13 protein-coding genes are annotated in these 12,646 nt (G+C 55.7%); 3 read left to right on the top strand and 10 right to left on the bottom strand.

Going from position 1 to position 12,646, the window contains the following annotated elements; all coding sequences use genetic code 11:
* Positions 1-2 precede the first annotated feature (2 nt).
* A complete protein-coding gene (gene fdnG / locus FDW88_RS14795; RefSeq protein WP_117343643.1) occupies positions 3-3,053 on the bottom strand; it encodes a formate dehydrogenase-N subunit alpha in 3,051 nt (1,016 codons plus the stop codon).
* Between the two features lie 194 nt (positions 3,054-3,247).
* Here fdnG and fdhD point away from each other — a divergent pair, with 194 nt between their 5' ends.
* A complete protein-coding gene (fdhD, locus tag FDW88_RS14800) occupies positions 3,248-4,084 on the top strand; it encodes a formate dehydrogenase accessory sulfurtransferase FdhD (protein WP_117343644.1) in 837 nt (278 codons plus the stop codon).
* Here the strand turns inward: fdhD and FDW88_RS14805 are convergent.
* Positions 4,051-4,560, bottom strand: coding sequence for a YgjV family protein (locus tag FDW88_RS14805; protein WP_249354890.1), 510 nt, complete (start codon positions 4,558-4,560; stop codon positions 4,051-4,053). The genes fdhD and FDW88_RS14805 overlap by 34 nt on opposite strands.
* A 55-nt stretch (positions 4,561-4,615) precedes the next feature.
* Positions 4,616-5,137 (bottom strand): Crp/Fnr family transcriptional regulator, encoded by a 522-nt coding sequence (locus FDW88_RS14810; protein WP_137362840.1) that lies wholly within the window; start codon positions 5,135-5,137, stop codon positions 4,616-4,618.
* A gap of 129 nt (positions 5,138-5,266) precedes the next feature.
* Here FDW88_RS14810 and FDW88_RS14815 point away from each other — a divergent pair, with 129 nt between their 5' ends.
* Positions 5,267-5,479, top strand: a complete 213-nt coding sequence (locus tag FDW88_RS14815; RefSeq protein ID WP_135912774.1) for a YdgH/BhsA/McbA-like domain containing protein — start codon at positions 5,267-5,269, stop codon at positions 5,477-5,479.
* 42 nt (positions 5,480-5,521) lie between these two features.
* Here the strand turns inward: FDW88_RS14815 and FDW88_RS14820 are convergent, their stop codons facing one another.
* Both FDW88_RS14820 and FDW88_RS14825 read right to left on the bottom strand, forming a co-directional pair.
* On the bottom strand, positions 5,522-5,845 hold the full coding sequence (locus FDW88_RS14820) for an AzlD domain-containing protein (RefSeq protein ID WP_137362841.1): 324 nt from the start codon (positions 5,843-5,845) through the stop codon (positions 5,522-5,524).
* Positions 5,845-6,504: an AzlC family ABC transporter permease gene (locus FDW88_RS14825; RefSeq protein WP_137362842.1), complete on the bottom strand. Its 660-nt coding sequence runs from the start codon at positions 6,502-6,504 to the stop codon at positions 5,845-5,847. Before FDW88_RS14825 ends, FDW88_RS14820 begins: the two co-directional genes overlap by 1 nt.
* A 101-nt stretch (positions 6,505-6,605) precedes the next feature.
* Between FDW88_RS14825 and FDW88_RS14830 the strand changes: the two genes are divergently transcribed.
* The gene (locus FDW88_RS14830) at positions 6,606-7,154 is read left to right on the top strand and encodes a helix-turn-helix domain-containing protein (RefSeq protein ID WP_137362843.1); all 549 of its coding nucleotides are present in this window, start codon (positions 6,606-6,608) and stop codon (positions 7,152-7,154) included.
* Positions 7,155-7,211: 57 nt separating this feature from the next.
* Here FDW88_RS14830 and rhaM read toward each other — a convergent pair whose 3' ends face one another.
* From rhaM to rhaB, 5 genes are all read right to left on the bottom strand, one after another.
* Positions 7,212-7,526, bottom strand: coding sequence for an L-rhamnose mutarotase (gene rhaM / locus FDW88_RS14835; protein WP_096758846.1), 315 nt, complete (start codon positions 7,524-7,526; stop codon positions 7,212-7,214).
* Positions 7,523-8,671: a lactaldehyde reductase gene (gene fucO, locus FDW88_RS14840; RefSeq protein WP_115259800.1), complete on the bottom strand. Its 1,149-nt coding sequence runs from the start codon at positions 8,669-8,671 to the stop codon at positions 7,523-7,525. The genes rhaM and fucO overlap by 4 nt, the downstream gene beginning before the upstream one ends.
* Positions 8,672-8,799: 128 nt before the next feature.
* On the bottom strand, positions 8,800-9,627 hold the full coding sequence (gene rhaD, locus FDW88_RS14845; protein ID WP_115259799.1) for a rhamnulose-1-phosphate aldolase: 828 nt from the start codon (positions 9,625-9,627) through the stop codon (positions 8,800-8,802).
* Between the two features lie 144 nt (positions 9,628-9,771).
* Positions 9,772-11,031, bottom strand: a complete 1,260-nt coding sequence (rhaA, locus tag FDW88_RS14850; RefSeq protein WP_137362844.1) for an L-rhamnose isomerase — start codon at positions 11,029-11,031, stop codon at positions 9,772-9,774.
* Positions 11,028-12,497, bottom strand: coding sequence for a rhamnulokinase (gene rhaB / locus FDW88_RS14855; protein ID WP_137362845.1), 1,470 nt, complete (start codon positions 12,495-12,497; stop codon positions 11,028-11,030). Before rhaB ends, rhaA begins: the two co-directional genes overlap by 4 nt.
* Positions 12,498-12,646: the final 149 nt, after the last annotated feature.

The raw sequence follows: 12,646 nt of genomic DNA on the forward strand, positions 1-12,646 counted from the left end.
CGTTACACCTTTTCCACGTTCACGAGGAAGGACTTAAATTCCGGCGTCTGCGTGTTCGCATCACCGACGAATGGCGTTAACGTGTTAGCGATAAAGCCTTTTTTCGCCACACCTTCGTAGCCCCAGTGGATCGGAATACCGATGGTGTCGATATCCTGACCGTTGGCCTTCAGCGTGCGAATACGTTTGGTCACCACCGCTTTGGCTTTGATGTAGCCGCGGTTAGAAGAGACCTTAACGGTATCGCCGTGGGAGATGCCGAGCTTGTTTGCCAGCTTCTCGCCAATTTCCACAAACTGTTCCGGCTGAGCGATGGCGTTTAGCAGCGCGTGCTTGGTCCAGTAGTGGAAGTGCTCGGTCAGACGGTAGGTCGTCCCGACGTACGGGAACTTATCCGCTTTGCCCAGTGCTTCTTCATCGCCTTTAAAGATACGGGCAGCCGGGTTAGAGATAACGTTCGGATGCAGCGGGTTGGTGCCCAGCGGCGTTTCAAACGGCTCGTAGTGTTCCGGGAACGGCCCTTCCGCCATCTTATCGATAGCAAACAGGCGTCCCATCCCTTCGGGCTGCATGATAAACGGCCCGACGTTGCTGCCCGGTGCGGCGGCGCTGTAGTCCGGAATATCCATCCCGCTCCATTTCGCCCCATCCCATTTCAGGATCTGACGTTTTGGATCCCACGGATTCCCCTGCGGGTCAGCGGAGGCGCGGTTATACAGAATGCGGCGGTTGAGCGGCCATGCCCATGCCCAGCCCAGCGTATTGCCCAGGCCCGACGGGTCGGCGTTATCACGACGCGCCATCTGGTTGCCTTCCGGTGTCCAGCTACCGGCAAATATCCAGCAGCCACTGGAAGTGGTGCCGTCATCGCGCAGTTGGGCAAATGAACTAAGCTGTTGGCCTTTCTTGACGATCACCGCACCGGTGGCCGGGTCGGTGATATCAGCCAGGGCTTTACCGTTGCTCTCCATCGCTACTTCTTCTGAAGCAGGTTCATGCGGCGTGGAGTAGTTCCAGGTCATGCTCAGCACCTGTTCCGGGTTCGCTCCCCCCTGTTCGGCGTACATCTTGCGCATGCGCAGGAAGATACCTGCGAGGATTTCACCGTCGGTGGCGGCAATCCCTGGGGCATCCGCGCCTTTCCAGTGCCACTGCAGCCAGCGTCCGGAGTTAACGATTGAGCCGTTTTCTTCGGCGAAGCAGGTGGACGGCAGACGGAACACTTCGGTCTGGATTTTTGACGGATCCACATCGTTCGACTCACCGTGGTTTTGCCAGAAGGTGGACGTTTCGGTGTTGAGTGGGTCGATAGTCACCAGGAACTTCAGTTTTGACAGTGAAGCCACGACCTTGTTTTTGTTCGGGAATGAGGCGACCGGGTTGAAGCCCTGGCAGATGTAGCCATTCACTTTGCCCTGGTTCATCATCTCGAAGTACTGCAGCACGTCGTACCCTTTATCCCACTTCGGCAGCCAGTCGAAGCCCCAGCTATTTTCCGCTGTCGCTTTATCACCAAAGAAGGCCTTCATCATCGAGACGAAGAATTTCGGGTAGTTGCCCCAGTAGTTTACCTGACCTTCCAGCAACGGTTTTGGCGTGTTGGCCGCAAGGTAAGTTTGCAGGTCGGTTTGCTTTTCGCTTGGCAGCGTCATGTAACCAGGCAGGCTCTGCGACAGCAGGCCTAAGTCAGTCAGACCCTGAATATTGGAGTGACCGCGCAGGGCGTTAACGCCACCGCCTGCCATCCCCATATTGCCGAGCAGCAGCTGGATCATCGCCATGGTGCGAATGTTCTGCGCGCCCACGGAGTGCTGCGTCCAGCCCAGCGCGTACAGGAACGACGCGGTTTTGTCTTTGGCGCTGGTTTCAGCGATGTATTCGCAGACTTTCAGGAAATCAGCCTTCGGCGTACCGCAAATGTTTTCGACAACATCCGGCGTGTAGCGGGAAACGTGCTGTTTCAGCAGATTCCACACGCAGCGCGGGTGTTGCAGCGTAACATCGCGTTTGGCGAAGCCTTTTTCATCCAGCTCGTAGTTCCAACTGGTTTTATCGTACTTGCGTTTGTCCGCGTCATAGCCGGTGAACAGGCCATCTTCAAAGCCATAATCTTCACGCACAATCAGGCTGGCGTTGGTGTAGGCTTCGGTATATTCGCGGTTGAATTTTTCGTTATTCAGCAGGTACAGCAAGACGCCTGACAAGAAGGCAATGTCAGTACCGGAACGAATGGGTGCATAGAAATCTGCCACCGCTGCGGTTCGCGTAAAGCGAGGATCGACCACAATCAGCTTCGCGCCGTTGTGAATTTTGGCTTCCATCGCCCAGCGGAATCCGACCGGGTGAGCTTCAGCGGCGTTACCGCCCATCACCACAACGAGGTTGGCATTTTTAATGTCGACCCAGTGGTTGGTCATCGCACCGCGACCAAATGTTGGAGCAAGACTTGCTACCGTTGGTCCGTGTCAGACGCGCGCCTGGTTGTCGACCGCGAGCATACCCAGCGCGCGGGAGAATTTTTGCGTTAAATAGCCGGTTTCATTACTGGAGGCGGAAGCACACAGCATCCCGGTGGAAAGCCAGCGGTTAACGGTGACGCCTTCGGCGTTCTGCGCAACGTAGTTAGCGTCGCGGTCTTCTTTCATCAGCTTCGCGATGCGGTCAAATGCCTCATCCCAGCTAATTTGTTGCCACTTATCGGAGCCTGGTGCACGGTATTCCGGGAATTTCAGCCGGCTTTCGGAGTGGATGAAATCCACCAGACCAGCCCCTTTCGGGCACAGCGCGCCACGGTTCACCGGATGGTCCGGATCGCCCTCGATATGGAAGATGGATGCTTTGGCGTTTTTCGCACCGTCACCGAGACTGTACATTAACAGTCCACAGCCAACGGAACAGTAAGTGCAGGTGTTACGGGTTTCGCGGGTACGCAGCAGTTTATATTGCCGTGTTTCCGCTAGCGCTACGCCGGGTGCAAAACCCAGTGCCGCTGCCGTGGTGCCTGCCATACCGCCAGCGCAGATCTTAAAGAACTGCCTTCTGCTGACCTGCATGGTTCGCTCCTTGTTTCGACATTGTCACGTTCCCTTCGCGTAGGTGTATCGCGATCGCGAGGGAAGTGGTTGTTATTTTTCTTTGCGGACGGGACCGCAAAGGTCCAGAATTGGGTGAATTTCCCTCCGTCCAGGAGGGATTTGTAAAGAATACCACAATGTTGGTATGTGTGTTCCAATATGGTTAAAAGAAAGTGAATAAGATTATTCAAGAAAACATCGAAAATGTGACAACTTTGACGGGATCGCGCCAGTTGACCCTCTGGAAACGCGAGGATTTGCAACATCCTCAGCCGGATGTCGTCGCTGAAGAAGTGCCCGTTGCGTTGGTGTACAACGGGATTTCGCACGTGGTGATGATGGCGTCACCGAAAGATCTTGAGCATTTTGCGATGGGCTTTTCACTTTCTGAAGGCATTATTGAGTCCCCGCAGGATATCTACGGCATGGAAGTGGTGCCTTCCTGTAACGGATTAGAAGTTCAGGTTGAACTGTCCAGCCGCCGTTTTATGGGGCTGAAAGAGCGCCGACGTGCGCTGGCCGGTCGTACCGGTTGTGGCGTTTGCGGCGTGGAACAGCTCAATGACATTGGCAAGCCGGTTCAGCCTTTGGCGTTTACTCAGACGTTTAACCTGGCGGACCTCGATCGCGCGTTAAAGCATCTACACGACTTCCAGCCCGTGGGGCAACTGACGGGCTGTACGCACGCAGCGGCCTGGGTCCAGCCGTCGGGGAACCTGGCGGGAGGGCATGAAGATGTGGGCCGTCACGTGGCGCTGGATAAACTGCTCGGGCGGCGTGCAATTGAAGGCGAAACATGGCGGCAGGGAGCCGTTTTAGTCTCCAGTCGCGCCAGCTATGAGATGGTGCAAAAGTCGGCGATGTGCGGCGTGGAGATTCTGTTTGCTGTCTCTGCCGCGACGACGCTGGCCGTAGAAGTAGCCGAACGCTGTAACCTGACGCTGGTGGGTTTTTGTAAACCGGGCAGGGCGACGATTTATACGCATCCGGAACGTTTGGTGGCGGAGTAACGCCACCAGGCTGCCACAATGCTGCCTGAGAATGCCAGCTCCATCATGACAGCAACGGGCGAGCCGACGATGGCATTGTTCAGTAGCCAGCACAGGCTACCGCACAATGTGTATCCACGTAATTTTCCACCCTGTGTCTGAAACGACGCATAGGTCATCAGCAGGCTTCCTGCGAGCGGCAGCAGGCCCCACATTTCCTGCCAGAGATAAGCACTACACAGCAGTGACCCCATCATGAATCCCCACATGGCCCAGCGGCGTTGCGTCACGATGGCTATCGCATAACGACAGGCGGCGATGAGCATTAATCCTGCGGCGGCGGGTTGATGCAAAAGATAAAAATGAATGGCCAGCAGGCTGGTTGAGCTGGTCAACAGCACTAACGTCATCGCCCGACGCCGGAAATGAAAGGCTGAAATATCCAGCACAAAGCTGATGCAGGCCAGCAGCTGAGAGAGAAAAAATGCGTTCATCATGCGCGCCATCTTGTGAAGAGTGGCGGGACAATAATCTATGCGAAAAGCGAATGCGTTAACCTTTGTTAAGGCGCTGGCGAATGCGGGACAGGCTAACGGGCGTAATGCCAATGTAGTGGGCGAGGTCCCGCTGAGTGAGCTGCAATTCCCAACTGGGAAAGTGTGTCTGAACATACTGGTAGCGTTGTTCTGGCGTATTAAGTAGCAGCATTTGTTCTTTTTTCTCTTTGTAGATCAACTGCTGGACCAGGAGCTGTGTCTTGATGTCCTGATGTTCCGGCGCATCCAGCAATGCCAGCGAGATTTCACTGATTTCGCCCGGGGTGATCATTTGCAGGCTGTAATCTGCCGAGGTGTGGGTTAGCCAGTTCAGGTACAGAAAACAATATTCACCCGGGAAGTAAAACTCTTTCACCCGTTCTGAACCGTTGTCTGCGTGATACACCGCACGGGCAACGCCATGATGTAAATAATAAATTTTGCTTTGCCTTTCACCCTGACGCAGTAACCAACTGCCCGCAGAGCGTGGTTTTTTTCGCGAGCCTGACAGCAATTTTTGATCGTATTCGGCTGACATGTTATCTCTCAAATAATTTGAATAAGAATGGCAAATCCTTCCGCTTTTAGTTGTGCGGTGTGAGGGCTATTATTTATCACATCAAGGCACGGTGCCTTACTCAAGCAACTAAATTAAAGGGTTTACATCATGAAAAGCATCAAAACTTTTGTCGCAGTTATCGCTCTTGCTACCTCTTTCGGTTCTTTCGCTGCTCAGTCTGTTACCGCTACCGGGTCAACTCTGGAAAGCACTGAAGCAAAAATTGCCGCTCAGGCGGAACGTGCTGGCGCAAGCGATTATAAAATCACTCAGGCCTACAGCGGTAACCGTGTGCATATGACCGCTGAACTGCTGAAATAAAATACCTCAGTACTGTCGAAAGAGCGCCCTTGAGGCGCTTTTTTAGTTTATTCCCGCCATCCTTAACAACGCCGTCATCACAGCAGCGGCGATAATCACCATAATCAACGGCACTTTGCGCCAGGCGAGGAACACTGCAAACCCCACGCCGAGAACGCGCGCCATACCAGCAAAGTGCTCACCTTCGTAAAAGGTGGTCGCCAGGGCGACGGAGAACAGTAATACCGTCGCGGCATCGGAAAGCAGCGCCTGCGAGCGCGTGGAAAATGCCAGACGGCTCCCCAACTTTGCTCCACCTAAACGCATTAAATAGGTTCCCAGAGAGAGTACGGCGATACCGACGATAAACAGCGTCATGTTGCCCATTATTTTTTCCTCGTCAGTAAGCCAAACAGTGAAAGCAGTACCGGCAGGCCCACCGGCGCAAACGGGACGGCGGCGAGCGACAGCGCAGCACCGCTGCAGGCGCGAACCAGCGTGGTACGGTTTTTAAATGCCGGGACCACTAAGGCCAGCAGAATGGCAGGGAAAACGGCATCCAGGCCGATGGTTTCTGGGGCGGGCAGTAGCTTGCCAACCATCGCCCCAAGCAGCGTGCCCAGCGGCCAGACAATGGCTACGCCCAGTCCGCACAGCCAGTAGGCGGCTCTGCGCTGCTCCGGCGTTTTTTGCGACAGGCCAAACACCACGCTTTCATCGTTCATGATATGGCAGCCGAGGAAACTGGCGGCCCGCGTTCCCACCAGATCGCGTACCGTCACGCCAAACGGCACGTGGCGTGCGTTGACCAGTAAACCGGCAGCAGCAGCGGCAAGCGGATTACCACCGCTGGCAACAATCCCGATAAACATAAACTCAGACGCACCCGCCAGCACTGTAATCGATAGCACAAACGGCACCCACAGCGGGAAGCCGTAAGCCATCGCCAGCGAGCCGTATGACATGCCGACTACGCCGACAGCCAGACAGACTAAAAATATAGCTTTTATCGTGTCGCCTTTGAGACTGGAAAAATAATGTTTCATCCTGCTTTGGCCATATCGAACGAATTTCCATTATAATGAACGCAACAAGATTGCTTTACAAGCCGAACGATTCGTTCGATATAAAGAACATGGAGTCATGTATGACCCAACCCATCAGTATAATTGCGAAAAGCCTGGTGCGTGAACGTCAGCGTACCGGTCTGTCGCTGGCAGAAATCGCCCGCCGCGCGGGCATTGCAAAATCGACGCTCTCGCAGTTGGAGGCGGGCAATGGCAATCCTAGCCTGGAAACGCTGTGGTCGCTGTGTGTGGCGCTGGATATTCCCTTTGCGCGATTGCTGGAGCCTGTGGTGCAAAAAACCCAGGTGATACGCCGGGGTGAAGGGACCAAAGTGGTGGCGGAGCAGGCCCATTATCAGGCTATTTTACTGGCAGCCTGTCCACCGGGTGCACGGCGAGATATCTATCTATTGTTGACGCAACCGGGTGCCGACCGCATCTCACACCCGCATCCGCCGGGGTCTGTTGAGCATATTATTGTGACGCAGGGGAAGGCGCTGGTGGGACTGACCGACGCGCCGGAAGAGTTAGGCGAAGGGGATTACATTTGTTATCCCGCGGACCAGGCACATATCTTTAAAGCGCTGGAACCGGATACCCAAGCGATTCTGGTTTCTGAGCAGAACTAACTGTTATGTTGCGTTGTGCCGGATGCGGCGCGTTAGCGCCTTATCCGGCCAACAATACTACTGCAGATAAAACACTTCTTTTAATTCCGCGCTCACCGGGCTGTTGTCCGGGTTGGTGGGCATCACGTCACGCATATGCTTCCACCAACGCTGACACACGTCGGTGCTGGCGACGGCATTCCAGCGCTCTTCGGATTCAATCTCAACGGTGGCAAACAACAGGCTGCGCTCCTGGTCGAGATAAATCGCGTAGTGATGCGCGCCGTGGGCTTTCAGTACGGCTTCCAGCTCCGGCCAGATGGGATTATGCCGACGCTGATACTCAACGTGCGCGTCGGCATTCACCTGCATCACAAAGGCTTTGCGGATCATAACGCCTCCAGATACAGCGCACGGACGTCTTCGCGGCTGGCGGTGCGCGGATTGCATGGTGCGCACGGATCGGCGAGTGCTTTGTCCAGCCACCCCTCAATGTCCTCTTTGGTCACGCCTAGCTGGCTGAAGCCTGCCGGAATGCCCACGCGCTTGCTCAGGGCACGGATCGCGTTGATGGCTTCCATGCTTGCCACTTTATCACTCATGTTGCGTGTATCGACGCCCATGGCCTGTGCTATGCGGGCAAAGCGTGCCACGGCGTTTGGACGGTTAAAGTTTTCGATAATCGGCAGCAGGATAGCGTTGCAGACGCCGTGCGGCAGATTGTGCGTCGCGCCCGGCTGGTGTGCCAGCGCATGCACCAGACCCAGACCTGCACTGTTGAACGCCATCCCCGCCAGATACTGACCAAATGCCATTTGCTCACGGGCTTCGAGGTTGTGACCCTCGTCGACGGCTTTAGGCAGCCACTGGTTGATCAGGCGAATAGCTTCCAGGGCATTGGCGTCGGTTAACGGGTGCGCGCCAACAGAAACATAGGCTTCCACCGCGTGGGTCAGGGCGTCCATACCGGTAGCGGCGGTGACTGAGGCAGGAATTTCCAGCATCACGCTGGCGTCATCGACGGCGATATCCGGAATAATGTTCGGATCGATGATGACTTCTTTCACCTTGCGTGCGGAATCAATGATCACCGCATTGCTGGTCATTTCTGCGGCCGTACCCGCGGTGGTGTTAATGGCAACCAGCGGTACGCCGGCATTTTTAACTTTGCCCACGCCGGAATAGGCGGTAGAAGGGCCAGGGTTGGCGGTCAGGATTTTCACCGCTTTAGCGGTATCGATCGGGCTGCCGCCGCCGAAAGCGATGATGTAATCACATTCAGCGTCCTGGTATGCGGCAAAACCTTGCTGGACCAGTTCTTCCGTTGGGTTCGGGAATACGTCGTCGAACAGATGATACGACATTTTATGCGCATCAAGGGCGGTAAACAGGCTGTCCAGCAGGCCCAGTTTGACCAGTTGACCGTCGGTTACGATCAGCGCCTTACCCCATTGCTTGTTCGCCACGAGGTTGACCATATCACCAATCGCACCAGCGCCGTGCAGACTGATTTTTGGCAGTGCCAACATAAAGCTCATAAGTATTCTCCTGAATAATAAATCCCTGGTGCCCGATGGCGCTTCGCTTATCGGGCCTACGGTTAAATAGGGACCGTCATGTGGGCCGGATAAGGCAAAGCCGCATCCGGCGTTGAATGAGGGAGGTATCAGTACAGCTCTAATGCGCTGGCCAGTGGGGTCACGCCAAAACGTTTGCCGAGAGCAATGAGCTCTTCACGCGTGATGGTTTGCTTCATACCGCCCATCGAATAGATTTTGACCAAAACTTCGGCCGATTTCTCTGCGGTATCTATCAAACCGAACGCTTCGTCGAGCGTCGGGCCGCTGCCAAATACGCCGTGGAACGGCCACAGCACCAGAGAATGCTGCTGCATTGAAACTGCCGTTGCTTCACCGATTTCGTCGGTACCCGGCACCATCCACGGCAGAATGCCGACGCCGTCCGGGAACACCACCAGACATTCGGTGCTGCCTTCCCACAGTTTGCGGGTGATCAGCGCAGTGCTGTTTTCCAGTACATAGGTCAGAGCAATCAGATTGGTGGCATGGCAGTGCATGATCACGCGGTCTTTGCCATCGGTGGCTTTAATGCGCTCGCAGTGGGAAAGGAAGTGTGCGGGCAGTTCGGAGGTCGGTACGGCTTCGTGGGTCAGCCCCCAAAGAATGTGGTAGCCAGCGCCGTCGCTGTCGATTTTTACCACACCTAAATTGGCTGCCGGATCGAGCTGGACGTTGCGGAAGAATTTGCCGGAACCGGTAACGATAAACGGCGTGTTAGCCAGCAGCGGCATCGGCTGGCTCAGCGCGATGTAGCGCGGTTCTTCGTGGAAATCAGCGGTAAAGGGGGCGATATCAGCCTCATCCAGGCGCAGCGTCAGGTTGCCGCCGTTACGCTCATCCCAACCTTTCAGCCAGGCATCAGAAGTGGCTTTGATCATCCCCTGGACGAACCAGGAGGTAGTAATGTTTTGCATGGTCGGTGTTCCTGTTTATTGCCCGAACGGGTGTCGGGTCTTACGTAGGCCGGATAAGCGCAGCGCCATCCGGCGTAGTGTTTTGTCCGTTGCCGGATGGCGGCGCTAACGCACCTTATCCGGCCTACAAGGCAGACAGCGCCTTTAGCTACGCTTGCTCAGTACGTCTTTTTCATACGTGCGGACGTTGTCCAGCCACTGGCTGCCGGCTGGGGTGTCGTGACGCTGGCAATACATCTCCCAGACGGCCTGCCATGGCAGCGATTTCTGTTCTTCCAGCAGGGCCAGGCGGGCGGTGTAGTCGCCGCTAGCTTCGAGTTGGCGCAGTTGCTCAGTGGGTTCTAACAGCGCACGCAGCAGGGCTTTCTTCATATTGCGGGTGCCGATCACCCATGCGGCAATGCGGTTGATGGAGGCGTCGAAGAAGTCGAGGCCAATGTGTACGCGGTCGAACAGATTATGGCGTACGATCTCGCTGGCAATCGCCTGAGTTTCATCATCCAGCAATACCACGTGGTCGCTGTCCCAGCGCACCGGACGGCTGACGTGCAGCAGCAGGCGCGGCACGTACAGCATGGCGGCAGAGATCTTGTCGGAAATCACTTCAGTCGGATGGAAGTGACCTGCATCCAGGCACAGTGCGGTCTGGCGGCTGGTGGCGTAGCCCATGTAAAACTCGTTGGAGCCAACGGTGTAGCTTTCTGCGCCGATACCAAACAGTTTGCTCTCGACGGCATCAATATGATGCGCCGGGTCGAACTTCTCGCTGATGACGTCGTCCAGTGCTTCCAGCAGGCGCTGGCGTGGTGCCAGGCGGTCAATGGTGATGTCTTTCATGCCATCCGGGATCCAGATGTTCATCACCGACGGCGTACCCAGCTGTTCGCCAAAGTACGCGGAGACGCGACGGCTGGCTTTGCAGTGGTCAATCCAGAACTGACGGATGCTGTCGTCAGCATGTGCCAGCGTGAAACCGTCGGCACTCAACGGATGCGAGAAGCAGGACGGGTTGAAATCCAGACCTAACTGGTTCGCTTTCGCCCATTCCACCCAGTTTTTAAAGTGTTCAGGTTTGATTTGGTCACGGGATACCGGGGTATCGGATTCCAGGTAGATAGCGTGTAGGTTCAGACGCTTAGGACCCGGGATCAGGCTCAGTGCCTGCTCCAGATCGGCGCGCAGTTCAACGGCGTTACGCGCTTTACCTGGATAGTTACCGGTGGCCTGAATGCCGCCGGTGAGCGAACCTTCCGGGTTTTCGAATCCGGCGACATCATCGCCCTGCCAGCAGTGCATGGAGACCGGCAGACGATCGAGCTGGCGTAATGCCTCCTCGACATCGATACCTACCGCGGCGAAACGCAGTTTTGCCAGTTCCCAGGCTTGTTCAAGTTGAGTGGTCATGCGCAAAGCTCCTTTGTCTGTCGTGTTGATTGAAACTGCGCCTGGTAGCGGGCAATTTCACTGTCAGTATTTGGGATGAAGGTTGTCAGGTCGTAGTTAGCGGTCACCACCTGGCGGAAATCATCGACGTTGTTAAGTTCGTCCAGCGTCATCAGCTGAACGCCAATATTGCCGAGCGTAGAGGCCTCAACAGGCCCGGACATGACGCGGATACCGCATGCATCCGCGCACAGTTGGTTGAGCAGGGCGTTCTGGCAGCCGCCGCCAACAATGTGCAGTTGGTTGAAGGCGTGACCACGAAGGTGTGCCAGTTCCTGCAGGACGTCGGCATACAGCAGCGCCAGACTGTCGAAAATACAGCGCGCCAACTCAGCATCCTGAACCGGAATGGGTTGACCGGATTCGCGGCATGCGGCCTGAATTTCTGCGCTCATATCAACTGGGTTGATAAAGCGATCGTCGTTCGGGTTGACCAGGAATTGGCAGGCCGGTAGCGCTTCGGTTTTCGCGATCAGCGCGGGCAGGTCGGTAATCTGCCGCTCTTTTAATACGCGTTGCAGCAGCCATAGCCCCATAATATTTTTCAGCACGCGGTAACGTCCTTCCGCGCCGCCTTCGTTGGTGATATTTGCCGCCAGCGCGGCCTCGTTGGCATACGGTGTTTTGCTCTCAAACCCCATCAGGGACCAGGTACCGGAAGAGAGATAAGCGCTGTTGTTATCGGCCAGCGGTGAAGCGATGACCGCGCTGGCGGTGTCGTGGCTGGCGACGGCAACCACCGGGATCTGATTTTTCTGCGGGCAGATCCAGTGACCAATCACGTTCCCCGGATGCGTTGGGCGACCAAACCAGGCTTTGTCTGCGCCGGTCCATGCCAGCAGGGTGTCATCCCAGTCGTCGGTGTTGATATTGACCAACTGCGTAGTGGTGGCGTTGGTATATTCCCAGTTCATTTCGCCGGTCAGGCGGTAGCCGAAGTAGTCGGGGATCATCAGGGCATGCGCCACCTGTGGGACCAGCTCTGGCTGCTGTTCGACCAGCGCGCGGAGCTGATACAGGGTGTTAAAGGGCAGAAACTGAATGCCGCTCCGACGATATATCTCGCTGTTACCCAGTTGCGCTAAAGCTTGCGACATCACGCCGGTAGTGCGGCTGTCGCGGTAAGAGACCGGCAGACCGACGCGCTGACCGTCTTTACCGATCAGGACGTAATCCACGCCCCAGGTATCAATCCCGATGCTGTCAATCAGGATGCCTTGATCGCAGACCTTCTTCAGCCCCAGGCGAATGTCGTTTTCCAGGCTGTCGATATCCCAGGTGTCAAAACCGTCTGTTTTTTGCAGACAGTTCGCGAAACGGTGGATTTCACGCAGCGTCAGGGTGCGGTGGTCACTGTCGTAACGTGCCAGCATTACGCGTCCGCTGGATGCGCCGAGATCGACAGCGACACAATGGCGAAGAGTCATAGCGAGGTCCTTCTGAGTTTTATTGCACTCAGTCTAAGAACCCCTGGAACGGCGTACCTTCTTGTTAGTGACAGTCACAATAAGCCGCTGGCAGCATGGCAAAGGTGAACGTGATGCTGTTCACAGTTTTGTGTAATGGGCGGGATTTT

It is taken from the genome of Citrobacter sp. wls829, assembly GCF_005280825.1.
In the GTDB taxonomy this organism is placed as follows: Bacteria; Pseudomonadota; Gammaproteobacteria; order Enterobacterales; family Enterobacteriaceae; genus Citrobacter; species Citrobacter gillenii.